Annotated in this window: 29 protein-coding genes; 19 read left to right on the top strand and 10 right to left on the bottom strand. The window is 27.0% G+C overall.

Annotated elements, in window-relative coordinates; all coding sequences use genetic code 11:
• Nucleotides 1-33 precede the first annotated feature (33 nt).
• The 8 genes from EII29_RS07150 to EII29_RS07115 all read right to left on the bottom strand — a co-directional run bounded on the left by EII29_RS07150 (nucleotide 34) and on the right by EII29_RS07115 (nucleotide 5,880).
• Entirely contained in the window at nucleotides 34-729 is a 696-nt protein-coding gene (locus EII29_RS07150; RefSeq protein ID WP_125236853.1) for a metal ABC transporter ATP-binding protein, read from the bottom strand.
• A 26-nt stretch (nucleotides 730-755) separates the two neighbouring features.
• Complete coding sequence (locus EII29_RS07145; protein WP_125236852.1) at nucleotides 756-1,718, bottom strand: metal ABC transporter solute-binding protein, Zn/Mn family; 963 nt, start codon at nucleotides 1,716-1,718, stop codon at nucleotides 756-758.
• Between the two features lie 64 nt (nucleotides 1,719-1,782).
• Nucleotides 1,783-2,139 carry a Fur family transcriptional regulator gene (locus tag EII29_RS07140; RefSeq protein WP_125236851.1) on the bottom strand — a complete coding sequence of 119 codons (357 nt, stop codon included), beginning with the start codon at nucleotides 2,137-2,139 and terminating at the stop codon, nucleotides 1,783-1,785.
• Between the two features lie 392 nt (nucleotides 2,140-2,531).
• The gene (locus tag EII29_RS07135; RefSeq protein WP_199726049.1) at nucleotides 2,532-3,092 is read right to left on the bottom strand and encodes a sugar O-acetyltransferase; all 561 of its coding nucleotides are present in this window, start codon (nucleotides 3,090-3,092) and stop codon (nucleotides 2,532-2,534) included.
• Between the two features lie 12 nt (nucleotides 3,093-3,104).
• Nucleotides 3,105-3,548, bottom strand: coding sequence for a gamma-glutamylcyclotransferase (locus tag EII29_RS07130; RefSeq protein ID WP_125236850.1), 444 nt, complete (start codon nucleotides 3,546-3,548; stop codon nucleotides 3,105-3,107).
• A 34-nt stretch (nucleotides 3,549-3,582) separates the two neighbouring features.
• Nucleotides 3,583-4,224 carry a pyroglutamyl-peptidase I gene (pcp, locus tag EII29_RS07125; protein ID WP_125236849.1) on the bottom strand — a complete coding sequence of 214 codons (642 nt, stop codon included), beginning with the start codon at nucleotides 4,222-4,224 and terminating at the stop codon, nucleotides 3,583-3,585.
• A gap of 28 nt (nucleotides 4,225-4,252) precedes the next feature.
• Nucleotides 4,253-5,188, bottom strand: a complete 936-nt coding sequence (locus tag EII29_RS07120) for a DUF979 domain-containing protein (RefSeq protein ID WP_125236848.1) — start codon at nucleotides 5,186-5,188, stop codon at nucleotides 4,253-4,255.
• A complete protein-coding gene (locus EII29_RS07115; protein ID WP_125236847.1) occupies nucleotides 5,188-5,880 on the bottom strand; it encodes a 5-oxoproline transporter, DUF969 family subunit in 693 nt (230 codons plus the stop codon). The genes EII29_RS07120 and EII29_RS07115 overlap by 1 nt, the downstream gene beginning before the upstream one ends.
• Nucleotides 5,881-6,063: 183 nt before the next feature.
• Here EII29_RS07115 and EII29_RS07110 point away from each other — a divergent pair, with 183 nt between their 5' ends.
• The 18 genes from EII29_RS07110 (at nucleotide 6,064) to EII29_RS07025 (ending at nucleotide 23,112) form a co-directional block, all read left to right on the top strand.
• Nucleotides 6,064-7,059, top strand: coding sequence for a radical SAM protein (locus EII29_RS07110; RefSeq protein WP_125236846.1), 996 nt, complete (start codon nucleotides 6,064-6,066; stop codon nucleotides 7,057-7,059).
• A gap of 101 nt (nucleotides 7,060-7,160) precedes the next feature.
• Entirely contained in the window at nucleotides 7,161-7,718 is a 558-nt protein-coding gene (locus EII29_RS07105; protein WP_125236845.1) for a CYTH domain-containing protein, read from the top strand.
• Nucleotides 7,718-8,941: a hypothetical protein gene (locus tag EII29_RS12690; RefSeq protein WP_199726048.1), complete on the top strand. Its 1,224-nt coding sequence runs from the start codon at nucleotides 7,718-7,720 to the stop codon at nucleotides 8,939-8,941. Before EII29_RS07105 ends, EII29_RS12690 begins: the two co-directional genes overlap by 1 nt.
• A gap of 764 nt (nucleotides 8,942-9,705) precedes the next feature.
• The gene (locus tag EII29_RS07095; RefSeq protein WP_125236844.1) at nucleotides 9,706-10,110 is read left to right on the top strand and encodes a type IV pilin protein; all 405 of its coding nucleotides are present in this window, start codon (nucleotides 9,706-9,708) and stop codon (nucleotides 10,108-10,110) included.
• A gap of 2 nt (nucleotides 10,111-10,112) precedes the next feature.
• Nucleotides 10,113-10,583, top strand: coding sequence for a prepilin peptidase (locus EII29_RS07090; protein WP_125236843.1), 471 nt, complete (start codon nucleotides 10,113-10,115; stop codon nucleotides 10,581-10,583).
• Between the two features lie 98 nt (nucleotides 10,584-10,681).
• Nucleotides 10,682-11,110: a hypothetical protein gene (locus EII29_RS07085; RefSeq protein ID WP_125236842.1), complete on the top strand. Its 429-nt coding sequence runs from the start codon at nucleotides 10,682-10,684 to the stop codon at nucleotides 11,108-11,110.
• 4 nt (nucleotides 11,111-11,114) lie between these two features.
• The gene (locus EII29_RS07080; protein WP_125236841.1) at nucleotides 11,115-11,585 is read left to right on the top strand and encodes a prepilin-type N-terminal cleavage/methylation domain-containing protein; all 471 of its coding nucleotides are present in this window, start codon (nucleotides 11,115-11,117) and stop codon (nucleotides 11,583-11,585) included.
• Between the two features lie 23 nt (nucleotides 11,586-11,608).
• Complete coding sequence (locus EII29_RS07075) at nucleotides 11,609-12,175, top strand: hypothetical protein (protein WP_125236840.1); 567 nt, start codon at nucleotides 11,609-11,611, stop codon at nucleotides 12,173-12,175.
• A 25-nt stretch (nucleotides 12,176-12,200) separates the two neighbouring features.
• The gene (locus EII29_RS07070) at nucleotides 12,201-13,403 is read left to right on the top strand and encodes a hypothetical protein (RefSeq protein WP_125236839.1); all 1,203 of its coding nucleotides are present in this window, start codon (nucleotides 12,201-12,203) and stop codon (nucleotides 13,401-13,403) included.
• Nucleotides 13,404-13,449: 46 nt separating this feature from the next.
• A complete protein-coding gene (locus tag EII29_RS07065; RefSeq protein WP_125236838.1) occupies nucleotides 13,450-13,998 on the top strand; it encodes a hypothetical protein in 549 nt (182 codons plus the stop codon).
• A 31-nt stretch (nucleotides 13,999-14,029) separates the two neighbouring features.
• Nucleotides 14,030-15,196: a general secretion pathway protein GspD gene (locus EII29_RS07060; protein WP_233573276.1), complete on the top strand. Its 1,167-nt coding sequence runs from the start codon at nucleotides 14,030-14,032 to the stop codon at nucleotides 15,194-15,196.
• A 117-nt stretch (nucleotides 15,197-15,313) separates the two neighbouring features.
• The gene (rfaE1, locus tag EII29_RS07055) at nucleotides 15,314-16,303 is read left to right on the top strand and encodes a D-glycero-beta-D-manno-heptose-7-phosphate kinase (protein WP_125236837.1); all 990 of its coding nucleotides are present in this window, start codon (nucleotides 15,314-15,316) and stop codon (nucleotides 16,301-16,303) included.
• 41 nt (nucleotides 16,304-16,344) lie between these two features.
• Complete coding sequence (locus tag EII29_RS07050) at nucleotides 16,345-17,232, top strand: ROK family protein (RefSeq protein ID WP_125236836.1); 888 nt, start codon at nucleotides 16,345-16,347, stop codon at nucleotides 17,230-17,232.
• A 37-nt stretch (nucleotides 17,233-17,269) separates the two neighbouring features.
• Nucleotides 17,270-18,790: an MFS transporter gene (locus EII29_RS07045; RefSeq protein WP_125236835.1), complete on the top strand. Its 1,521-nt coding sequence runs from the start codon at nucleotides 17,270-17,272 to the stop codon at nucleotides 18,788-18,790.
• Between the two features lie 51 nt (nucleotides 18,791-18,841).
• Nucleotides 18,842-19,888, top strand: a complete 1,047-nt coding sequence (locus EII29_RS07040; RefSeq protein ID WP_125236834.1) for a type II secretion system F family protein — start codon at nucleotides 18,842-18,844, stop codon at nucleotides 19,886-19,888.
• 483 nt (nucleotides 19,889-20,371) lie between these two features.
• Complete coding sequence (locus EII29_RS07035; protein ID WP_125236833.1) at nucleotides 20,372-21,034, top strand: O-methyltransferase; 663 nt, start codon at nucleotides 20,372-20,374, stop codon at nucleotides 21,032-21,034.
• A 4-nt stretch (nucleotides 21,035-21,038) separates the two neighbouring features.
• The gene (locus tag EII29_RS07030) at nucleotides 21,039-21,797 is read left to right on the top strand and encodes an endonuclease/exonuclease/phosphatase family protein (protein ID WP_125236832.1); all 759 of its coding nucleotides are present in this window, start codon (nucleotides 21,039-21,041) and stop codon (nucleotides 21,795-21,797) included.
• Between the two features lie 40 nt (nucleotides 21,798-21,837).
• Nucleotides 21,838-23,112, top strand: coding sequence for a glycoside hydrolase family 10 protein (locus tag EII29_RS07025; RefSeq protein ID WP_125236831.1), 1,275 nt, complete (start codon nucleotides 21,838-21,840; stop codon nucleotides 23,110-23,112).
• A 94-nt stretch (nucleotides 23,113-23,206) separates the two neighbouring features.
• On the opposite strand, the gene EII29_RS07020 is transcribed toward EII29_RS07025, so the two are convergent.
• Both EII29_RS07020 and EII29_RS07015 read right to left on the bottom strand, forming a co-directional pair.
• Nucleotides 23,207-23,764, bottom strand: a complete 558-nt coding sequence (locus EII29_RS07020; RefSeq protein WP_125236830.1) for an NADPH-dependent FMN reductase — start codon at nucleotides 23,762-23,764, stop codon at nucleotides 23,207-23,209.
• A 13-nt stretch (nucleotides 23,765-23,777) separates the two neighbouring features.
• On the bottom strand, nucleotides 23,778-24,239 hold the full coding sequence (locus tag EII29_RS07015; protein ID WP_125236829.1) for a MarR family winged helix-turn-helix transcriptional regulator: 462 nt from the start codon (nucleotides 24,237-24,239) through the stop codon (nucleotides 23,778-23,780).
• Nucleotides 24,240-25,200: 961 nt separating this feature from the next.
• Between EII29_RS07015 and EII29_RS07010 the strand changes: the two genes are divergently transcribed.
• A partial coding sequence (locus EII29_RS07010) for a hypothetical protein (protein ID WP_199726047.1) occupies nucleotides 25,201-25,463 on the top strand: 263 nt, incomplete at its 3' end.

Raw genomic sequence — 25,463 nt, 5'->3', positions numbered from 1 at the left:
AATCTTTAATTAATATATAATTTTATATAAAAATCAATGTTTATGTAAGTTTGTATTTTCACTTTTATAATAATCGGTTTTATCTTTATATATTTTTATATTTTCTTCCACAATAAATATAGAATCCACATAGTTATATATTTTTTCCAGTTCATGAGAAATTATGACAAGTGTGGAATCTGAAAGCTGTTTTATTTTTTCAAATAACCTAAATTCAAATTCTTTATCAAGGAAAGATTCAGGCTCGTCTAAAAATATGATTTCAGGAGATGAGACAAGAGCCCTTGCAATAAGAGCTCTTTGAAGCTGACCTCCTGAAACTTCACTTATTAATTTATGTTTCAGATGAAAAATTCCAAATTCTTTCAGAAGTTTTTCCGTTTTTTCTTTTTCTTCTTTATTAAAGGGTCTGAAAAGATTTTTTCTATTTGTAAGCCCCGATATAACCAAATCAAAAATATTAATTGGAAATGTCACATCAAATTCTCTAATTTGAGGAAGATAGCCGATTCTACTTTTATCGATAAAAAACTTGATTTTTCCTGTTTTCTTTTTAAGAAAATTCAAGATAACTTTTACTAAAGTAGATTTTCCTCCGCCATTTCTTCCTAATATTGCTACATTTTGTCCTTTAAATATATCAAAATTTATGTCATTCAGAATAAGATCATTATGATATTTAAAACTTAAATTTCTTACACTGATTAGCTTTTTTTCGGAACTTTTCATACTGATCCTTTCTTTAATATGCTTAATTAGTCAAGATAATCAACAAAACGGTTAAGATTTTCAAATACATTTTCCAAATCCACATTGAATTCCATTACTTTTGAACCAGGAATTTCTTTGGATATAGCTTCCGCACTCTGTTTAGGAAACTGAGGTTGAACCAAGATGGTAGTTACACCGTGTTCCTTAGCTTCATTTATAATTTCTTTAATCTGCTGTGCAGAAGGTTCCTTTCCTTCACTTTCAATTTCAATTTCTTCAATATCATAGTTTTTCAGGAAATAGTCAAGTGCAGGATGGTAAATCATAAATGATTTTTTAGTTTTTGAAGCCATCTTTTTTGAAATCTCATCTTTAAACTTATTCAATTCAACAGAAAAATCATTGAAATTTTTTTCAAAAACATCTTTTTTATCAGGATATATTTCCGTTAATTTATCTTTTATATTTTTAGCAACTTGGGGCATCATTTCCAGTGAAAACCATACATGAGGATCAAGAGAATCTTCATCGTGGTTGTGGTCATCTTTTTTATTTTTTTCATCTTTATGTCCATGTTTTTCATTTTTATGATCATGGTCATGGTCGTCATCATCGTGATGATGTCCTTTTAAAAATAATGCAGTATCTACTCCGTTAAGAACATTAGTAACTTTATCGGGATTATTCAGACTTTTTCCAACTGTTTCCTCAAAAGCCAACATATTGTAAGTGAAGAATATTTTTGAATCTTCAAGAACTTTCAAATCATCAGGTTTGGGGTCAAAAAGTTCGTGATTCATATTCGGTTGAACAATGGAAATAACTTCAAAATCATTTCCCGCAATTTTCTGAACAATCCATTTAAGCGGAGGTATACTTGCCGCTATTTTTTCTTTTTTTATAGTAGTTTCAGTTTTTATAGTGTCTTCTTTTTTTCCCGAGCTTTCCTTTTTTCCACACGAAAAAATAAAAATTCCTACTAAAATTAATGTTAAAATTTTTTTCATTTGTTTCCTCCCGTTATATAATTTTAAATTTTTTTAATGAATATTGGAAATATAACAGCTCCATTTAATTACAGTCATTACATTTTCCTTTGAAAATAGACAAATGGGAAAGAGGAGAAAACCCTTTCTTTTTCAATATGTCTTTTTCATTTTCTGTTTCCGAATTTGAAAATTCAGTTATATTTTCAATATGCTTACACGAATTACATACAAAAAAGTTTGCATTTTCCTCTTTAAAATAATATCTTTCATTTTCCAAATCAAAAGAAAAAACAAATTTATTTTTTTCCAGAAAATCAAGAGAGCGATATATTGTAGAAAGATCAAAAGTTACTTTTGACTTTAAAAATTTTACATTTATGGGAGTTTCTGACGATTTTATAATATCAAGGATTTCTTGACGTTTTTTAGTTAATTTCATCATATTACCTCTTTAAAAAGACAAAATTTTTAGAATAATTAAAACTATAAAAATGCAAATGATTTGCAAAATATTTTTGATTATATAACAATCGGTTGGATTTGTCAAATAGATATTAAATTTTTTTATAAAATTATTCAAAAATTATTTCATGAGGACTCATCTCCGTTCTTATACTTCCACTACCGACTACAAAATTTTTAAGACCTCAAAAATACTCATCATATTTTGAAAACAGTAAACTTGCAATGCCCGGACAGTAGTTTTCCTAATCAACATAATATCATATTTTTTTGAAAAAATTTTGAATGTCGGGAATTTTAAAACAATAAAATATTGTAACATGAAAGTAGAAAGTATTATGTAAAAGTATAAGAAATTTTTTTAATAGATTAGGATTTTATTTTTCTTATGACTTTACATGGATTTCCTACAGCAATTACATTTTCAGGAATATTTTTGGTAACTACACTCCCGGCTCCGATAACTGAATTATCTCCAATGGAAACTCCCGGCAGAATAATAACATTTGCTCCTATCCAGACGTTATTTCCAATAGTAACGGGATAAGCAAATTCGAGTAAATCTTCATGTCTTGTTTTTGAATCAAGAGGATGTCCTGCTGTGTATATTCCCACATTAGGTGCAATCATTACATTATTTCCCAAAGTAACTTGTGCACAGTCAAGAATTACACAGTTGTAATTTATATAAAGATTATCCCCTGCTTTTATATTATAGCCGTAATCACATATGAAAGAAGCTTCTATCCAGAAATTTTTTCCTATTTTTCCGAACAGATTTTTTATTATCCGGTTTTTTTCCTCAGTATTTGACGGTCTTATATTATTAAAGTCAAAACAGAGTTCTTTAGCATGCAGTCGTTCTTTTGCCAGCTCTTCTCCAAAACTTTTGTACAGTTTTCCACTTATCATTTTTTCCTTTTCAGTCACTCTATTTTCTCCTTATTTTTTATATACATTAAGATAATCATTATTTTCAATTTTATTTTCCAGGCTGTCTTTCAATAAAGGATTTTCAAGATTATAAACATATACGTAGGCACTGTCTGCTTTTTTATAATTACTGTCATATATGTCAAGGCAAAGGCGGTTATACTCATTATTTATATTGTTTTCGCCATAATATTCCTCCATTTTATCCATATTTTCAAAAATTTTTTCAGGATTATCCGCATTTTCACAAAATTCATATAATTCTCCTACTGTAAATATATCAGAAGAGTTTTTTTTACAATTATTTAAAATAAGAGCAGGATATTTCTTGTTTTTAATTGTAAAGAGTGTTCCTTTTACATAAAATATTCTTTTAAATTCAGCTTTTTCTTTAATATAAGAATGATTAAAGCAGCCTTTTCTTAAAGAGCCATATACAAATAATTTTATCATTTTCCGTCACCTTTTACATTAAGAAACTGTGTGATTAACACACAGTTCCTCCTGATTTTTTAATATCTTTATCATTTAAAACAATAGCTTCAATGGCTGCTGTAAGTCCTGTAACAATACAGTCCAAAGACATTGAAGGAGTCTTTTTTTTATTTACAACTTGCTCAGGTAAAAAAGGGATATGTATAAATCCTGATTTTTTTTCTTTATATTTTTTATCAATTAAATAACATACTCCATAAAAAACATGATTACATATAAATGTACCTGGACTATATGAAATTGAAGCAGGAATATTTACTTTTTGTATATTTTTAACAATAGATTTAACTGGTAAATTAGAAAAATATGCATTATTACCATTAAGATAAATAGGGCGTTCTATAATATGGTTTCCTTCATTATCTGGTCCTTTAAAGTCATCAATATTTATACTTACACATTCCACTGTAATATCAAATCGACCTCCTGCCTGTCCGATGGAAAGAATGACGTCAGGATTATGTTCAATAATAGCTTCTTCTATTTTGTCTATGGATTTTTTCCATACTGTAGGAATTTCAAGTTTTATAATTTCCGCTCCTGCAATATTGTCAGGAAGTTTTTTTACGGATTCTATAGCTGGGTTTATAGAATCTTCACCAAAAGCATCAAAGCCTGTAACTAATATTTTCATATATTTTCACATCCTTATAAAATATTATTTAGAATCCTAGTACAAGCATTAATATTACATGCATAACAAGTAATGATAATGCTACAGGAATTTGAATTTTAATAATAGCATATTTATTCTTTATTTCTAATATTGAAGCAGGAATTATATTGAAATTTGCTGCCATAGGAGTCATAAGAGTTCCGCAGTATCCGGCAGTCATTCCTAAAGCTCCTATTACTGCGGGATTTCCTCCGTGAGCAATAACAAAAGGAATACCGATACCTACTGTTATTACTGAAAAAGCTGCAAAAGCATTTCCCATAATCATAGTGAATAATGCCATTCCTATTGCATAAATAATAACGCCTATAACAACATTTCCTGAAGGTACTACTGAGGAAATACTCTGTGATATTATATTTCCAATTCCAGCCTCTTTAAAAATGATTCCTAAAGCTGCAAGAAGCTGGGGAAGAAGTACGGTAGCCCCTGTCTGCATCAACATTTTTGCAGTATCTTCATTTGTTTCCCTGAAATTCGGTTTTATAATTATTAGGGCTGCAATTAAGGCAATAATTGCACCGCCACCTATACCTACCGCAGAAGGAATCGACACTTTCCCGATTTTAAACTGGAGTATGAGAAAAGCCGCAATTCCTATTAACGCTGCAGGAATAAATATTTTATTTTTAAATTTTTCACTTTGAGCTATTTTAAATTCAGAGGGGATAACAGGAAAAGTTCCCGGCTGAAGCTGTTTTGTAACTGTAATTATTCCGAGAATTATGAGTAATCCTCCCGTAAATTTATAAGGTATGACTTTTCCGAAAATAAATGTAATACCTAAAATAAACCAGAACAGAAAAGTTCCTATTTTTCCTTTTTCATTTTTTAGTCCTCTTAGAGCAGTGCTTATGCTTATCAATCCGCAGAGGAAATAAATAATTTCCGATAATATGTTTAAAAATGCTTTTATATCCATTATTTACTACCTCCTTTTAAATTATTTTTTTCTTTTTTAAGTTTTTTATCATAAAGAATTACTTGAATAAAAGTAAATAGGATAGTAATAATTCCTATAGGAATTGAATAAAGAACTAATTTATGAGGAGAAATATTAAAACCATTCTCTTTTAATGTACTAAGAATTAAAAGTATCCCTGGATCACCAATAAATATATTTCTAGCAAAGAAACTTCCATAATTTTCAACTGCAGCACTTAATCCTTTTAATTCTTCGGTTTCTTTTTCTGTTAATTCTTTTGTTTTATAAGATCTAGCAGCAGCTTCAACCATTGGAAAAATGAGAGGTCTTATACATCTAATATGCCCTCCTATTTTTATAGAAAGAGAAACTGCAAATGAACGAATAACTACATAGGAAGCTAAGATTTTTCCGGGAGTAGTATTTTTAAGATGATTTATTAAAATTATACTTCTTTCTTTTAAACCATACCTTTCTAATAAAACAATAATAGGAAAGTTAATTAAAAAAATAGACATAAATCTGTTATCAATGAAAGCTTTTCCTATAATTTCAAGGATTGCATCAAATTTTATCCCTGCTGTCAATCCTGTCATAATTCCTGCAGTAAGGACAACAGCTAATACATCAAATTTTAAAGTAAATCCTACAACAATAATAATGATACCTATAAGTATCCACAAATTCATAAAAACTCCTCCTTATCTAATATATTACAATTTTACCCATAAAATTTTATAAATGCAATAGCCAAAATAAAAAAAATTAAATTATCATAACATGTAAAAAAAAATTTAATAATTAACTTGAAAATATTATATAAATATAGTATATTTAAATTGTATAATAAATATACTGAAAGGTGGTGTAAAATGAATACTATTAATTATATTTTACCCAAAAAAGATTCTTTATTTGAACCCTTGAATAGTATTCGTGTTAAAATTACAGATAGTTGTAAGTGGAATTGTTACTGGTGTCATAATGAAGGAACGGGAAGTAGAACTAAAAAGTTAATTCAAGAGATTGATTTTTTTAATGAAAAATTTTGGGAAGAATTTGTAAAATTTACAAAATTGTTAAATATTACGGAAGTTCATCTTACTGGTGGAGAACCTAGCTTACATCCCAAAATAAGTGAAATAATAAAAAAGTTAAATAGCAATAATTATATTGTAAAAATGACTTCTATTGGAAGTGAAAAGTATATATTTGATAAAATTATTATGTCAGGCATTCATTCTATTAATTTTAGTCTACATGCCATAAATAAAGAACACATGTATGAAACACAAATTAATCGTTCAAAAAAGTCTATTGATTATAATCACAAAAAGCTTTTAGAAATAATTGAATATTCTAAAAATAAAGGAATAGATATAAAAATTAATACTGTGTTAGCAAATAAAAAAGACTTTGAAAGGGCAAACGATGTTCTTCAATGGGCTAGTAAAAGAAAAATTCCAGTGAGATTACTACCTGAAATAAATAAAAATAAAGAATCAATAAGAGCAATTATTGAATTTTTAAAAAGCTTAAGAGCAAAAGAGTCAAGAAGAAAGTATATTTTAGGAAGTTCATCTGGAACAATATTTTATAATATTCCTAAAATTGGAGAAATTGGATTTAAAGTTTTAATTCCAAATTACTTAAATTCAATGTGCAAACAATGTAAAATTAAAGAATTAGGAATGTGTAATGAATATTTTTATGGTATTCGTTTAGAAAAAAGACTAGATGATTTTTATTTAAGGTTATGTATACATAAAACTTCTGAAGAAACTTTTTTTAGAATGAAAGATTCTATAAATTCTATGGTGTTTAATGAAATAAAAATGAAAAGATTATGTAAAAGAAGGGAGGATTAATAAAGCTTTTTAGATTTTAAATAGTAATTTTGTTTAAACTTAATAATCAAATTTTTAATTTTTCAATCAATGAAATTTAAAAAAATGAAAGGAGAAGATTAATGAAAGAATTGGAAGTAAGGTTTGCTTTAAACAAAAATGAAGAGGAATATATCAAAATTTTGGAATATTTAGAAAAGAATTATTCATTTAAAGAAAATGTGTATCAAAATGATAGATATTTTAAAGAATATGGAAAAGAAATGGAAAAAGAAATTCAGGGGAGCTATATTTATAGAATAAGGAAAGAAAATGATAAGTATATATTTACACGAAAAGATACAATAGCACCAGGATTATGGGATGAACACGAGATTATTCTTGAAGGAGATGAAGCAGAGTTTTTAAAAAATGTATTGAAAAGTGGGTTTAATAATGTACTTACAATTAATAAGTTACGTAAGACATATAAAAAAAATCAAAAAACTATAAATTTAGATAAAATTGATGGATTAGGAATTTATCTAGAGATAGAATTGTTAGGTGAATTTTCTCAAAAAGATATAGAGTTATATAAGAAAAATATTGCAGAAGAGTTTTTTTTTATCAAACCTAAAATAGAAAATAAAGGATATGTACAATTAATGAGAGAACTTAATGAAAGTGATGGTAATGCTTAATGAAGGCAATTGATATCCAAATTAAATTTTATGAAGAAGGAAAAAAATTAGGATACATTTTTCTTGAAGAAGGAAAAGTAGTAAGAGAAGAAGGAAAAGAGACATTATTTAATATGTCAGCAATTTCTGAACATATTTATTTATTTGACAATCTACAGTTATATGATAGTGAACAAGGTTATTATACAAAACAACTTTCATATTTTTCTAATAAGCTTGATGGAGTAGGAATTAATAGATTAACTAATCCTATGGAAGTTGGATTATCACTTTTTATGCTTAATACAAAAAATCCTATTTTTTTTCTAAAAAATGCTTTAGGATATTTAACTACTACACTAGGACTAGAATCAAAAAAAATATTTGTAAGATGTGATTCATCATTAAATAGATTTGCAAATTGGTATCGTGAAATTGGAATTAAGTATGAAAATATATTTGAGTGGAATAACCTTGAAAAATTTCATATTGGAAAACATAGACCAGAAGGATTTTATTCATATTTATATTATAAATATTTAAATGGAATTGTTCCTCTTGGAGCTATTGCAGTTTTAGAGGTAAATAAAAAGTATCAATTTGATGTTGTATATTATTTAGAAAGGTTATCTTTAATTTTAGAAAAAAAGCAGGCAATTTGGGAAATTTCAGAAATAATACAAATAGTTAAACTTTTGGATAGCTTTAAAATAAACATTATTAATATTAAAAGATTTGCACTATTTTTTAGAATATTTGTTTTTTTAGTATATGGAGATCTTTATTATGTTTCTAATAAAAAACATGGTTCTTGTTTAAAAAAAATACTGAGAGAGTTAGGTTTTCTTTTATCAGGTAATCAATTCAATAAATTACAAAAAGATTCTTTATTGAAGTCTGCAATATACCTTCTCATTAGTATGGGGTACAATGAAATATCTGAATTTAAAAAATCTATGATTTTAAAAAATTTAGAGGTTATTAATAGGTATTCATTAGATATATCTAAAAGGTTATCTAAAGTTGAAATGGATATAAAGTCTAAAAATGTAATTTCATATGAAAGATTAAAGAGTGAGTTTGGAATTTATCCGGAATGGATAAAAATAAAGTTTTCAAATGAATTAGAAAATTTAAGAGAAAAAGTTCCTATTAAAGAAAGAAAATCTATACGTAGCCAAGCTTTAGGTTCTGATGAAACTATTGTGGATATAAAAAAATTACTACAAGAATCACATGAATAGAATTTAAATAATAAAAATAGTAATGAAATAATTGATTTTTATTATAAAAATGTAAAAAAAATATTCTAAACACTTTATAATGTTTTAAAAATACTTATTTAAAGAAGTAAATGATAATAATTACAATTTTCTCAAAATTAACTTTTTTGGAAGATTATTCTTTTTATTAATTTTTTTTCATCAGATATCATATAAATTTAACAGATCAGAGTTTAATTTTTTATTTGCTTAATATATTAAAAAATTATTTTGTTATAATGATTCAGTGTTAAAAGAGGAGATAAAAAAATCGGAAACTTTAAGAAATCCTAAGCTATATTAATTTTTTATCTCTTTTTTTTGCGTTGAATCTTAATTTGTCTAACCCTTTCTTTTATAACTCACTAAATGTCATTAGGATTTTTTGTTATTAATTTCCAATATTTTTTATACTCTCTATATTTAATATCAGAATTAAATAGCCTTATTTTAATACTTTGTTGACTTATAATATAATTTTATCAGCTGCAATAGAAATATTTGAAAGGTAAGCATTTACTATATTAAATTCTTTCTGGGAACTTTAATGTTGTTGAAAAATTTTAATATATTTATATTTTCCTCAATTTCTATTTGTTTTTCTAATTTCATTTTTTATTTCCCTAATATGAGGATATAATGACTTCTCATGAACAAAAAGTTTAATTTAGTATTAAAACATTTGACAAAATTTAAAAAATGAGGTATAAATAATTAGTAAAAAATTAAAAAAAAGGAGGAGAGGGATGAAAAATAGAGGAATTTATCAAAAAAAATCTTTGAAAAAGGGATTTACATTAATTGAAGTTATTTTAGTAGTTGCAATTATTGCCGTCATATCTACAATTGCTGTACCGCAAGTAGGGAAATATCTTAATAAAGCCAATAGAAGCAGGATAATCGGAGCTATAAGTGAATTAAACAATTCTTCGACTTCGTGGAGTATAGATCATGGAGGTGACAGTCCGAAAAACTTACAGGAGATATTAACGGAACACGGAAATTTGGAAAAGCTGGGAATAGGGATGACTGCCACAGGAAATTTTAAAGTAGGAAATATAAAAGGGGTTATTATATACGACAAAGGAGAAATATATGGAAAAGTGGACAGTGACAGCAAAGCGTTTCCCGGAGAAGAAATAAGGAAATAATTATGTTAAAAATTTTACTTGATATTATAAAGTATGGGATATTTATGCACATATGTATAGTTGACATAAAAAAGAAAATTATTTCTGAAGCAGGATTTATTATACTTATGTTTATAGGATTTCAGAAAGCCTTATCGGATAGCAGTTTAACAGATTATTATTTGGGGATATGTACGTTTTCTTTGCCGTTGCTTATTCTTTATATTGTCGAAGATTATATAAAAAAGGAGATTATAGGTTTTGGAGATATAAAATTGATGATGGCAGTGGGAGGAATTTTTAAATATAGAAACATAAGAGAAATTATGGAATTTTATTTGTTACTGTATATTCTATCAGGAATTGCGGTATGTTTTTTACTTCTATATTTTAAATACAAGAAAAAGAAATCGGAATATGTTCCTTTTGCTCCTTTTATAATTGTTTCTCATATTGTATTCGGGTATTTAGGAAGAAATATTATTTTATTTTAAAAAACAAAAATTAGTTTTATTTAATTTAATTAATAAAATATATTGTGCGAGATTTTTATCAATTGTAATTTAACTTAGTGTGAGTTATTGGAGGAAAAATGAAAAAGAAAAATAAAGGTGAAAGTCTTATTGAAAGTTTAATATCCATGTTTTTGGTAATAACAATAATAGTTCCAATTTCTGACTTATTTTTAAAGACATTCAGTGTAAATGTAAAAACTGATACAAAAAACGACATTAATAATCAGAATGAAAATATTTTAGAAATACTGAAAACAAAAAAATATGACGAAATATTCAGTTTTAAAGGGAAGTATAAAATTACAGATATAAATAATTTTTATAATACTTTTTTCATAGAAGATAAGTATAAAATTTTAGATCAAAAAAATTTTGGAAGTGAACATAAAGAAATTGAAATAAAACAGACTGACAGCTTTTATGTGAATGAAAAAGGCAATAAAGAATACATAATGGAAATAACAATAGGAAATATAAAAAATTATTATTTTCCGGAATTGGATTGAAAAAATGGATAAAAATAGAAAAAATAAGGGCTACCTTTTACTTGAAATTTTAATATGTCTGTTTTTATTTTCTGTCTTGGTTTTTGTAGTATCTGTGTTTCTAAAAAGAATAGTTATAATTGAAAAAAGAAAAAAGGAGGATCAAATAATATATGAAAATTTACACTTTACAGGATATAGAGTAATAGAAGATATAAAAAATAGGAGTATGGAAAAATTCCTTTATGAAAGTATTTCAGATAATATACACGTTAGACAAAATGAAATTCTTTTGAAGAAAGAAGGGAAATTTTATAAGTTGGAACATGAAAAGGGGAAATTATATGTTTCAGACGGAAATAACATTATGGATTTAGGAAAAAAGACGGTTGTAGGAAAATACGATAAAGTTGAGTTTAAAAGAATAGATAAATTGTTAGTTATAATTTTAGAATATAAAAATAACAAGGAAATTAAAATTTTAAATTTATTTTGACAGTTTGAAACGAGGTTTTATAAATGGGGGATAAAAACAGGGAAAATAAAAAAAGGGGAGTAAGTTTAGTTTATGTTTTAATAGTATTATCCATGATTTCGGTTTTTTCAGTAAGTTTTATATTTTCTGTGAAGGAAAAGTCGGATATTATTTCATTAAAAAATAGAAGTAATGAAAAAAGTCTTACATCAATAGATTATTTAATAAATAAAGAAAAGAAAAATGCCGAGAGAATAATGATAAAAGGACTTTTAACCGACAAAGTGTATATTTTTCCTCAAAATACAGAGCAGTATTTTAATTCAAAAATACAGATAAAAGCATCGGAAGATAATCAAATCAAAAAATTAATATTCTTTCCTGAAAGTACTAAAAGTATGGGAGATTTCAGGATTGAAAAAATAGTGGACAGGAGCGGAAACTTTTACAGTTTACCATTAAATGAGAATACCGTATATGATGATATGGAAATAACATATATAAAAACTGTACTGAAAGAAAAAATCACATTTATTGAAAAAATATCATTTAAAAGGCTTGATTCCACTTCTGTGAAGATTATTTCAGGAGAAAATAAGTTTATAAAGTAATTATAATGGGGGATTTAAGATTGTTATGGTTTGGAATATAGGAATATATATGAGAAGCAATTTTAAAATATATATTTATATTAATGAGGAAGTTTTTTATTATGAAAATCAGGAGCTTGACTTTGTTCTGGAAACTTTGAGGGAAGAATATGAACAGGAAGAAAACAAAATAAATTTGTATTATGTATTACATTTTTCATATTTTGTATTTAATACTGATGAATTGGTAGGAAAGTCTAAGGTTTCCGAGAATTTAGACAAAAATGATGGAAAAACGGGACAAAATCAGAAAAACATGAAAACAAATTTATATGATAAAGATTTTATAAGTAATTTTTTAACAAAAAATGTAAATTCCATAAATAAAAAATTGTACTTGAATTATTTCGAAAATACGTATATAAATATGTATTTATTAAAAAAGAAAATATCTGAATTGAAAAAAATATCAGGAAAATATGGATTTAAAGTTTCGGAAATTAAGGCAGATTTTATTTCAATATACAATTTTTATAAAGAGGAAAACTTGGAGATACTTCATATTGGAGAAGAAGAAAGTTTAAGATTTGTAATAGAAAATTCAAAAATAACGGAAATTGAAAAGCTGGATTTGAAAAATGAAGATGTTTCAGATATTAATAATTTTGATTTTGGAAATATGAAAGTCATAATAACGGACAAGGAAGATATAAAAGCTGTATTTGAGGGAGCTGAGTTATATGAAGAACCTGACTTTAAAAGTGAAAAACGGATTCTCAGTATGGAAAATATAAGAAGTATTAAAAGTAAGGATATTTTTATTATTTTATTTTTAATATTGGGTTATTTTTCTTTGAACAGAATAATTCCTTTGGAGAGAGAGATTGAAAAAAATGAAAAAATAAAATCGGAAACAAAAAAACTGGAAAAAGAATATTTATATGAAAAAAATGATAAAATGCCTGATTATACTGAAGAATTGGTTAGATTAAATGAAATAGATAATTCGATCAGAAGAAAGGAATATTTTTCAATGATAAAATTTTTAATTGATAACAGTGAGTACGGTGTAAGTTATACAAAAATAAATTACGAAAAAGGAAAATGGCTAATACAAGGAGAAGTCGATGATTTCAACAGTTTTGAGAAATTTGAAAAAAATATATTGAAAAAATACATGAAGTCGGAACTGGGGTACATAAAAGATAGTGAGAATGCAATAGTTTTCGAGTACACTATCTTAGAGTAAAAGATTACAGTAATTAATTTTAAATGTATAAAAAAGTGGAGTAGAAATGATTAAATTAAATTTAAAAAATGTAATTATAAGTTTAACAGTATTTTTAATAATTATAAGTTTAAATAATAGATACAGTAAGTACAAAAATATTTTAAATATTAGAAAAGGACTTAATGAAAATAAGGAACAGCTTGAAAATAAAATAAATGACTTAGTTTTAGAAAAAGAAAAATTGAAAAATAAAATTCAGTTTGATTATGCACAGATACAAGTACTTACAGAAAAATTGTCAATATTGTCATTGGAAAATGAAGCAGATTTTAAAAAGATGATATACGTATTTACCAAAGAAAGCGGACTTAAAATGAAAGAGATATCAAAATCTGAAAAGCTATGGGAAAGAAACGGATACAGACTGAAATACATACATTTTATATTAGATGGAGGACTTACTGACTTTGGGAAATTTTTATATTATATAAACAAAAGTAGGATTTTCATAGATACTTCAAAAATGTATATTGATCTTTCGGAAAAAGCTTTTAAGATTTCTTTAGGATTTATAGAAAGAGAAAATGATATAAAAATTAAGAACAGTTTTTAAGTATATTTAAAATTAAGGTATAGGGGGATTTATGAAATATATGAAAAATAAAAGAAAGCTGATTTTGGTTATATTATCAGCTTTCCATTTTGTAATGGGGATTAATCTTTTTCCATCAAAAATAAATGATTATGTGAATAGACAGGATATTAAAAAAGTAAATAAAATATTTATTTATAAGAAAAATAGTGAAGACAGCAAAAGTGTAAATTTATCTGAAAATGAACCAAAAAATACTGACATAAATATGAAAGATGCCAATAAAAATAATATAGGTAGTGGAAAACATATAGAAAATAGAGAAGAAAACAGAAAAAATGAAAAAACTGAAGAAATAGAAATGGAATATAGAAATGCAAAAGAAATTTCGGAAAAACTGGACGGATTTAAAAATCTTAAACTTGTAGGTATTGATAATAAAATAATAATAAGTGGGGAAGAAAAGGAAATAATACAGGTAAAAAAAATAATAAAATCTCTTGATAGACCTAAAGAGCAGATAATTATAAAAGGATCGATAATAGACACTAGTTCAAATTTATTTGAAAAACTGGGAGTAGATTGGTCAATTAATTTAGAAAATTCTCCTCCCGCAAAATCAAATCTTATTGCAAAGTTTTTAAATGGTGAAATATCAATAGGTTCCATATTTTCAAACGGAGGGAAATTTTTGGGAATTGATTTTAATCTGTTGAAAGAAAATGGAGATATAAAGATAGAAGCTATGCCGACACTTTTAATAATGGAAGATGAGCAGGGGGAGCTGAAAGTTACGGAAGAGGTTCTCGTAGGAGAAAGAAAAACGACAAAAAATAATGTAGAATATATAGAACCTGTATTTTCCGAAGCAGGTATAGTTTTTAAAATTTTACCTGAAATAAGGAAGATAAACGGGATAAAAAAAATATTATTAAAGGTGGATACGGAAATAAGTAATTTTAAACTTACATCAAGTTATAATACATCTGAAGGTGCAAAACAGAAAAATCAAACTAAAACCGTAATAACTCTTAATAATGGAGGATCAACTTTTATAGGAGGACTGAAACAGAATGTCGGAAAGGAAACAGTGAGAAAAATTCCTTTTTTATCGAGTATACCTATAATCGGTCCGTTATTTAAGTATAAAAGGACAAATAGAGAGATAAGGGACATATATATAGAAATAGAAGCTGTAATACAGGAAACGGAATATTAAATAAAAACTTCAGAATTTTTAAAAAATAATTTTAACCAAATGTTAATGAAATAGTTGAATTTATGTAGTATAATAGTAGAAAAATAAATATATATTAATTTGAAAAGAGGGAAAGTTATGATTTCTGCTAAAAGACTGAAAGAGATACTGGAGAATTTCAATAAAGTGAAAATTGCAGTTGTCGGAGATATGATGTTGGATGAATATCTCATAGGGAAAGTGAACAGAATTTCTCCTGAAGCTCCTGTTCCTGTAGTAAATATAGAAGAAGAAAGGTTTGTTTTGGGAGGAGCATCAAATGTTGCCAATAATTTAAAAAGTCTTGATGCTGAGGTTGTAGTTTACGGTGTTGTTGGACGGGATGAAAACGGAGAAAAGTTTATAAATGAGCTGAATCTGAAAAAAATAGATGCTTCAGCCATTGTAAAAGATCCGATGAGGCCAACAATAATAAAAAGCAGAGTACTTTCACAAGGGCAGCAATTGCTAAGGCTCGATAGAGAAAAAGATACTGAAATTTCCAAAGAAATACAAAATGTAATTATAAAAAATCTGAAAGAAAATATAGACAGTATTGATGCAATTCTATTGTCCGATTACAATAAAGGAGTTCTTACAAAATATGTTTCGGAAGAAATAATAAATATTGCAAATAAAAATAATAAAAAAACTATTGTTGATCCGAAACCTCAGAATTTTAAAAATTACAAAGGAGCAACATCCGTTACACCTAATAGAAAAGAACTTCTTGATTATTTCGGAATGAAAAAATTTAAAAGCGAAGATGAAATTGCACAGAAAATGAAAGAGATTAAAAACGAGCTGGAACTTGATAATGTAGTACTGACAAGGAGTGAAGAAGGTATCTCTCTTTTTGAAAATGAACATAAGAGAATTCCCACTGTTGCAAGGGAAGTTTACGATGTGACAGGGGCAGGAGATACTTTTATTTCAACTTTTTTACTCTCAATAAGTGCCGGAGCGAATTTATATGAAGCAGGTGTAATTGCAAATATGGCTTCAGGTATTGTGGTGGGAAAAGTAGGAACGGCAACTGCTACAAGAAAAGAAATACTTGAATTTTATCATGATGAAATGAAAAAATAAGGAAATAAAATGAAAAAGTTTTAATAAGGATGTGATAAAAGATGGCTGTAATCGGGGCAATTGAAGCGGGAGGAACGAAATTTATATGTGGTTTGGGAAATGAAAAGGGAAAAATTACAGAAAGAATAAGTATCCCTACGACTACTCCTGAAGAAACAATGGAAAAAGTAATTGAATACTTCAAAAACAAGAAATTTGATGTTATGGGCATCGGAAGTTTCGGACCTATAGATCCTGTGAAAAACTCAAAAACATATGGATATATAACAAAAACTCCGAAACCTTACTGGAGTGATTATAATATAATAGGGGAATTAAAAAAACATTTTCATGTTCCGATGGAATTTGATACTGATGTAAATGGTGCGGCTCTTGCCGAAACATGGTGGGGTGCAGGAAAAGGACTGAAGAATGTAATGTATATTACCGTGGGAACCGGAATAGGAGCCGGAGCGATAGTAAATGGTGTAATGCTTCAGGGATTGACTCATCCTGAAATGGGGCATATATTTTTAAAAAAACATCCTGAAGATAATTTTGAAGGAAGATGTCCATTTCACAAAGATTGTCTTGAAGGAATGGCTGCCGGTCCTGCAATTGAAGAAAGATGGGGTAAAAAAGGACAGGAACTTGTAGATGATATGTGTGTATGGGAAATGGAAGCTTATTATTTAGCTCAGGCAATAGTAAATTATATATTGATCTTATCTCCTCAAAGAATAATTATGGGTGGTGGAGTAATGAAACAAAAACAGCTGTTTCCGCTTATAAGGAAAAATGTACAGAAATTTTTAAACGGTTATGTCCATAAAAAAGAAATTTTAGAAGAAATAGACAAATATATTGTGTGTCCGGATCTTGGAGATGAAGCGGGATTTGTGGGATCACTAGCTTTGGGGAAAATAGCTTTGGACAAACTGACATTGTAAATAAATTATATATTTTAAAATTTGGGAGGAGAAACAGTTGGATGCGGGTATACAGCAACAGATAAACAAGACGAAAAAATATTCGATATTTGAAGCAATATTTTATAACGGATTTTATGTAGGAATGCAAGGTTTTGTCATGCTGAGCCTTGCAATATATTTTAACTTCAATCCGTTTTTTATATCAATAGTATCGGTACTGCCTACTGCCGGATACTTTCTACAGATTTTTACAAAATCTGTAAACAGATTTCTCGGAAATAGAAAGAAAACTTTAATGTTGTCAGTCACAATATCAAGAATGGTAGTGTGCGTATTACCTTTTGCAATATTATTTGATATAAGGAAGCCTGAAATATATTTTTTAATTATGTTTATTTATGCACTGTTTTCTCCCTTTGTAAATAATGTGTGGACAGCCACTATGGTTGAAATTATTGAAAAAAAGGACAGAGGTAAATATTTCGGACTGAGAAATTTTTTCTCTTCTTTGTCTACGGTAATATATATACTTCTTTACGGATATCTCCTGTCAATGAATGATAAAAAAGTTGCTATGCTTCTTCTTACTTTATGTATGTCATTATCGGCAATAGTGTCTGCAATTTTTATGTACCTTCATTATGTACCTGTCTTAGGGAAAAAAATAGAAAAAGTAAGTATAAAATTGGCATTAAAAAATAAAAATTTTGTAATTTATCTCAAATTTGCTTCAGTCTGGCTCTTTACATGGGAATTTTTAAAACCTTTATTTGAATATTACAGAATAAAAATATTGGGTGTGGATATTATATTTATTTCTCAAATGGGAGTTCTGACAGCGATACTGTCAAGCGGACTTTATGTTCTTTATGGAAAGTTGTCGGATAAATATGGAAATAAAACAATGCTTAGAATGGGGATATTTTTTACTACATATTTTGTACTGATATATTATTCAATGACAGAAGATAATAAAATATCAATGTTATTTACAGCTGCAATAGTAGATGCTGTAGGATTTACGGCAATTACTCTCAGTTTATTGAATTTACTTATGGAAATTTCAGAAGAGCCTGCGGATGCTTATGTGGGAGCATATGCAGCTGTTTGTGGAATGACTGCAATTACTGCAGGAATATTTGGAGGTGTACTTGGTACATATATAAATAATGGAGTTATTTATATTTTCGGAGAAACATTCCATACTATAAGAATAGCCTTTGTAATAGGCTTCCTGTTAAGGCTTTACTGTCTACTCCAATTAACGAGAGTAGATTCATTTGAAAAAACGTTTGTATATAAAGGGGGGCTGCCTATAAAAAATATACTTTCTAAAAGGCTGTACTCAATAGGAGCTGCTTATATAAATGCAACAAAAGCAAAAATAAACGGACATCATAAAGAAGAAATTGAACAGGAAAAACATGAAAATGAAGAAACGGATATAAAAACAGACAGTGAAAATTCAGAAAATATAACGGAAAATAACGAAAAAAACAATAACAATATAGGAGGAAATACGGCAGAAAGCAATATGGAAATAAACAATAAAAAAGGAGAAAATATTAAAAGATAATAGGAAATATAAGGAATAAAAATAAGGAGAATTAAATCGAGGGGGATTAATGTGGTAAGTTTTTTCAATAGAAAAAGTCCGACTAAAATAAAAGATAGACACTTATTATCATTTTTGAAAAGTATGTATTATTTGATAAAAGGTAAAATGGAACTTTTAGATTCGCTAAATCTTGTTTCAATAAATTATAGCAGTGAGTTTAGAGAAAAGATAATACAGACAAGAAAACTTATAGAAAAAGGAAAACCTTTGAATAAAGCTTTTGAAAAGATAGCATCAGATAAGGAATTTCTGGGATTGATAAGAATAGGGGAACAGACCGGAAATCTTGAAGCGGTTTTCAAAAATTTATATGAAAAATATAAATTTAAGGAAAAAATAAGAAAAGAAATAGCAGGGTTAAGTATATATCCTGTTACGGTTATCACTACGGCTATGATTATTGTAACAGTACTTTTGAAATTTGTAGTTCCAAAATTTGTACTTGTATATTCGGATACGGGACAGAAATTGCCGTTTATAACCGAAATAATTATAAAATTTAGTGAAACTTTTAATAAATACAGCTTTATTGTTACAATTTTATTGATAATTTTCATTTGGATAATTATTTACATAAAAAATAGAAATAAAGAAAGATTTGAAAAAATACTGTTAAATATTCCGATCTGGAGTAAAATATATAAAGATATAAAAGTTTTGAATTTTACAGGGAATATGTATTTCCTTACAAATGCTGAAATCCCTTTTTTACAGGCACTTAAAATATGCCTTGTCTCTGAAAGCGGTATTCTGAATAATGAAATAAAAAAAATTATAATAAAGGTGGAAAAAGGTGAAAATATAAGAAAATCTTTTTATAATTTGAATTTTTTCAATCAGGAATATGTTAATTTTTTAAGTATAGGAGAAAAAACAGGAGAAATATCCAATGCCTTTTTTAATTTATATGAAATTTATTATGAGAGAGTAACAGAAAAAGTAAGGATATTTCTTAAAATGTTTGAACCGTTATCTATAATATTTATAGCAATAATAGTAGGTGTGATAATGTTATCGATAATGCTTCCCGTTTTTAAAATGGGGGAGATATTGTAGGATTTACAGTTAAGAAAACATACTTAGCTTTTTTTGAAAAAAGTTGTATCCAAAGACAATTCAACTCAAATTTTGTTATAGTTGAAAAATATTCATTAAACATATTTATTGTATTTTTCATTTTATAATCAATATTGAGACCGGAATTAAAAGGTAAATGAAACAGTTTTAAGTAAAAAAATAGCAATTAGATTGTGATAATGGAAATATAAACTTGGAATGTAAGTAAAAATTTGATATTAAAATTATTTCAATGAAAAAATACAGGAATAAATGTTAAGAAAAAAATTGTCTGAACAGAGATGGTTTATGATTTTTAGAAAATGGAATATTTTCGAGTATTAAAAAATTTTGTAGTTAATAGTAGGAGTATGAGGAAAGGATGAGCTCTCATGAAAAGAAAGTAAACTATGAAATAAAGAAAATAGAAAGATAATAAAAAGATAAAAAAAAGATAAAAATAAAAGGAATGTGTTAAAAGTTATGATAGAAAATTTTTTTGAATCATCGGATTATAGCCGTAATCTCTTCAAAATAAATGATAAAAATATAGAAGAGATAGAAAAGGAAAGTCTGGAAGATAATGTTCCGATAGTAACAAAAGAAGTACTTAATTTTATGATATTTACAGCACGAGGGAAAAAACCTCTTAATATACTTGAAATAGGCACTGCTACAGGATATTCAGGGATATTTCTCGGGAAAATTGCTACTGAAAATGGAGGAAGTTTTACAACTATTGAAATAAATCCTGAAAGGCATGCTAAAGCCGTGGAAAACTTCAAAAAAGCAGGTATTTTTGAAAAAAGTAGATTAATATTAGGAGATGCTTTGGAAGAAATACCGAAACTTGGAAAAAATATTGAAAAAGATCAAAAAAATATGATGGATTTTATATTTATAGATGCTTCAAAAGGTCAATATATAAAGTTCTTTGAAAATTGTTATAAGTTATTAAATGAAGAGGGAATTATATTTATTGATAACATAATGTTCAGAGGATTAGTAACTGAAAAAGATGAAAATATTCCGAAAAAATATAAAACAATAGTGAAAAGGTTAAGAGAATTTATAGAAAAATTGAATAATGAATATGATTTTGTTTTATTACCTTTTGGAGATGGAGTAGGATTGGTTAGGAAGTAATATTATGAAATTTCTTTTATATAATATAAGATACGGAACAGGAAAGTATTTAAATCAACCTTTAAAACATATAAGAGGTTATCTCGGACAGTCTTTAGATCATATTTACCGTATAGGAGAATTTATAAAGAGTTATGATCCCGACATAGTAGGACTTATAGAAGTTGATTTAGGATCTTTTAGAACAAGAGAAATAAATCAGGCTGAACTGCTTGGGAAATTAACTGAAAATTATTACGTGTATCAAAGTAAATACGAAGAGAATTCCGGATATATGAAAGTTCCTATGGTAAAAAAACATGGAAATGCCTTTTTATCGAAAATGGAGACAAAATCTCGGAAATTCCATTATCTGGATAAAGGAATGAAAAAACTTGTAATAGAAATTGAAACGGGAGCTGTTATTGTATTTTTAGTCCATCTTGCATTGGGAGGGAAAACTAGACTTAAACAGATTGTACAACTATATAAACTTATAGAAGCTTGTAAAAAACCTTTTATTGTTGCCGGAGATTTTAATATTTTTTGGGGGAATGAAGAAATTGAGTTGTTTTTAAAAGCAGGAGGATTATATAACGTAAATATACACAGAAAACCCACATTTCCAAGTTGGGCCCCTAAAAAAGAACTTGATTTTATTCTTTGTTCAAAAAAAATAAAAATAAAAAAATATGAAGTAATTAGAACTATATTGTCGGATCATTTACCTATTCTCATAGATTTTGAGATAATAAACCGATCGGATGATATAAATCAAAAATAATTTTAGCTTAAATTTTTAAAAGAACAGGAGACTAAGTAAAGTGAGAAGAATATTAAAAGCATTTATACTATTTGCCGTTTTGATTTTGGGAGCGGTAAATCTGTATGCCGAACATAATACGGATAATTTTCAGGATGAAGAGGAGATATTAAAAATAATAGACAGTTATAACAATGATTCTTCAAATTTAAAAATTCAAAAGCAGATTTTGAAAAACGGAAAAAAAGAATTGAGAGGAGTTTGGGTAGCGAGTGTAATAAATATTGACTGGCCGTCTAAAAAAGGACTTACTGCAGATCAACAGAAAAGAGAGTTTATTTCTGTCCTTGAAAATGTAAAAAAATGGAATATGAATGCCGTATTTGTACAGATAAAGCCGGTGGGAGATGCGTTTTATCCTTCCAGATATGCTCCATGGTCTGAATATTTGACAGGAACTCAAGGGATAAATCCGGGATATGATCCGCTAAAATTTATGATTGAAGAAGCACATAAGAGAAATATAGAATTTCATGCATGGTTCAATCCTTACAGACTTACAATGGGAGGGGGAAGAGAAAAACTTTCCCGTGACAATATAGGAAATAAAAGACCCGATTGGACTGTAATGTATGGAGGAAAACTATATTTGAATCCGGGAATACCTGAAGTAAATGATTATGTTGTGGACAGTATAGTAGAAGTTGTTAAAAAATATAATATAGACGGTGTTCATATGGATGACTATTTCTATCCTTATAAAGTCAAAGGACAGGAATATCCTGATAATGAACAGTACAGAAAATATGGGAAAAAATTTTCAAGTATAGCTGATTGGAGAAGGAATAATATAAATAAATTAATAGAAAAACTTTACAAATCAATAAAAAAAGAGAATAGAAGTGTTATGTTTGGAATAAGTCCTTTCGGAGTATGGAGAAATATATCGACAGATCCTGTAAGGGGTTCAAGAACACAAGCGGGAGTTCAAAATTATGATGATCTTTATGCGGATATACTCCATTGGATGGATAAAGGATGGATAGATTATGTGGCACCTCAGATTTATTGGGTGCGAGGGTTTAGAGCGGCGGATTACAGTATACTTGTAGAATGGTGGAGTAAATATGCAAAAAAAACCAATACCGACTTATACATAGGTCAAGCGGCATATAAGGTAAAAGATTGGTCAAATCCTAATGAACTTGTAGAGCAGGTAAGGTTGAACAGAAGATACTCTGAAATTAAAGGAAGTATATTTTTTAGCTATAAATCATTACTTCCTAATCCAAAAAATGTAACATTGAAATTACTTAACGGTCCTTATAGTGAATAAAAGTGGTGAAAATATAAAGAAGCTGTTATAAAATAGAAATGTTTCTACTTTATAACAGCTTTTTGTTAAGGTAAGGTATTGTACAATAAAGGTATTAATTTAATTTTTCTAAAAACTCTTTAGACTGCTTTTGCAGTTCACTTTTATTTTCATCTGATAAAACAAGTTTGTTTGTTTGAAATGCTTCTCCTGATAATTCAATTCCTGTTCCTTCTCCATATACAACTTCCGCTCTTATAAATTTTAATAATTCAGACAACTGTTTTCTAACTCCTTCGGCTTTTGAGCTTCCCGCTGCTCCGCTGATTGTTATTTTTTTATTGGATATTGCTGTAGGATCTTGGAACGCAAAAGGTTTCAATGGACGAGATAGCCAATCAAGTAAGTTTTTTAAAGCGCCGGGTATCTGAAAATTATATTCAGGAGAAAATATCCAAATACCGTCAGCGGAAGATACTTTTTCACGTACTTTTAAAACTTCTTCAGGAGTAGGAAATTCAGAATCCTGATTTAAATAAGGCAATTTTGAATAATCAAGATATTCAACATCAGCATCTTTTTCAAGAACTTCCTCCACATATTTTGCAACTGTTGAATTAAAAGATTCTTTTCTTAGTGAACCTACAATAAATAATACATTTTTTTTACTCATAATTTAATTCCTCCTAATATTTGTTTTTTTCTTCAAGTTTTTTGAATTTTTTCAAAATACAAATTAAAGTTTTTTTTTCTTCATCAGTAAGAACATTAAAAGCTGTTTCCACAGATTTTACATGTTCAGGAAACACAACTTTGAGAATGTTTTTTCCCTGTTCGGTCAATCCCACAACAAAAGATCTTTTGTCCTTTTTATCTATATTTCTGTAAATCCATCCATTTCTTTCCATATTTTTAATAACAACAGTCATATTTCCAGAAGTGGATAACATTTTTTCAATAAGTTCACATATTTTAAGTTCTCCTTTTGAATGAAGAACTTCAAGAACACCGAACTGTGTGAGGGTAAGTCCCATTTTTTTAATGTTTCTCACCGTTATGTTTGAAATAGTTCTTTCCGCTCTTTTAAAAACTATCATTGCATATAATGATAAATTTTCTTTTGTAAGGGGTTTACTTTCTTTATTCATAAGATTTTTCCTTTAATTTAGATTTTGAAATTTATTACTAATTAGTATAAAAATATATTACCACTAATTAGTGATAATGTCAATATATTTTTTATTTTATAAATAAATTTTATATTAAATATTGGAGAAGTTACCTTTTATAATAAAAACAGGATATTTTTTTAAATTCATAAAAAATAGAATTAAAAATTAATTTATAATAATAATTTTAATTTCATTTATTATGTTAGAATATGATATTTTGTTTATTAATTTTATTTAAAACATTAATATATAATTTATAGTATTAAATAAAATTTTTATATTGTCTTTTGAATTTATTTTTGTTATACTTCTTAGTAGATGGAATGCTAAGAAAATTATATGATAAAATCTAAGTGAAAAATAAGTAGAAAGAAATTTATAATTAAGGCAGTATACGGGCTAACATAAAATGACCGAATAGTTCTGACATTTAAAGTATAAAAAATGATTAAGAAAAATGAAGAAGAAAATAAATGTATTCGATAAATATATTGTTAGTAATAAAATGAAATAATTTGACCGATTTTATATTTAAATAAAGAAATAAATAAAAAAATTGTGATAGAAAACTTGTTTGATATTAAGTTTTGACCTATAAAGACATATAAAAATAGAGAAAGATATCACGACTCTTCAGGAAAAAATTAGGAGTTAGAAAATTTCTCAAATGAGTTGACTTAATAAAAAATAAGGTAAGCTAAAGATAAATAAAATTTAATTAAATATATTAATTTCCTTTTGTCATTTTATATGAAAATAATTATATTCAAATAAAGCATCTATATAGGTTATAAAGAAACATTTTGTATAAATAACTGCATTAATTTTAAAATTTTAGAAAAATCAATACAAAATTTAATTAAATATATTTACTTAATTAAATATTTGATTTATAAATATTGTTATATATTTTTTATATTAAATTTAAGGAGGAAAAATGAAATTTAAAAAGATGACATTTATACTGTCAGGATTAATATTACTTGTAATAGGTCAATTAAGTTACAGTGATCCTGCAGTGGACAGACTGTTAAGAGAAGCAAGAAAAAGACAGGCAGAAGAACAAAAACAGCAACAGAAGATGGAAAAAATCGAAGAGCCGTCGGTTATGGAAGAAATACCTGTAACAAATACAAACAGTATACAGAAGAGAGCGGCAGAGATAAAAAGAGAATCACAAAGTAAAAAAGCGGAAGAAAT

The sequence above is a fragment of the Leptotrichia sp. OH3620_COT-345 genome (genome assembly GCF_003932895.1).
Taxonomy (GTDB): Bacteria; Fusobacteriota; Fusobacteriia; order Fusobacteriales; family Leptotrichiaceae; genus Pseudoleptotrichia.
This window is presented reverse-complemented; position numbering and strand designations above follow the sequence as displayed.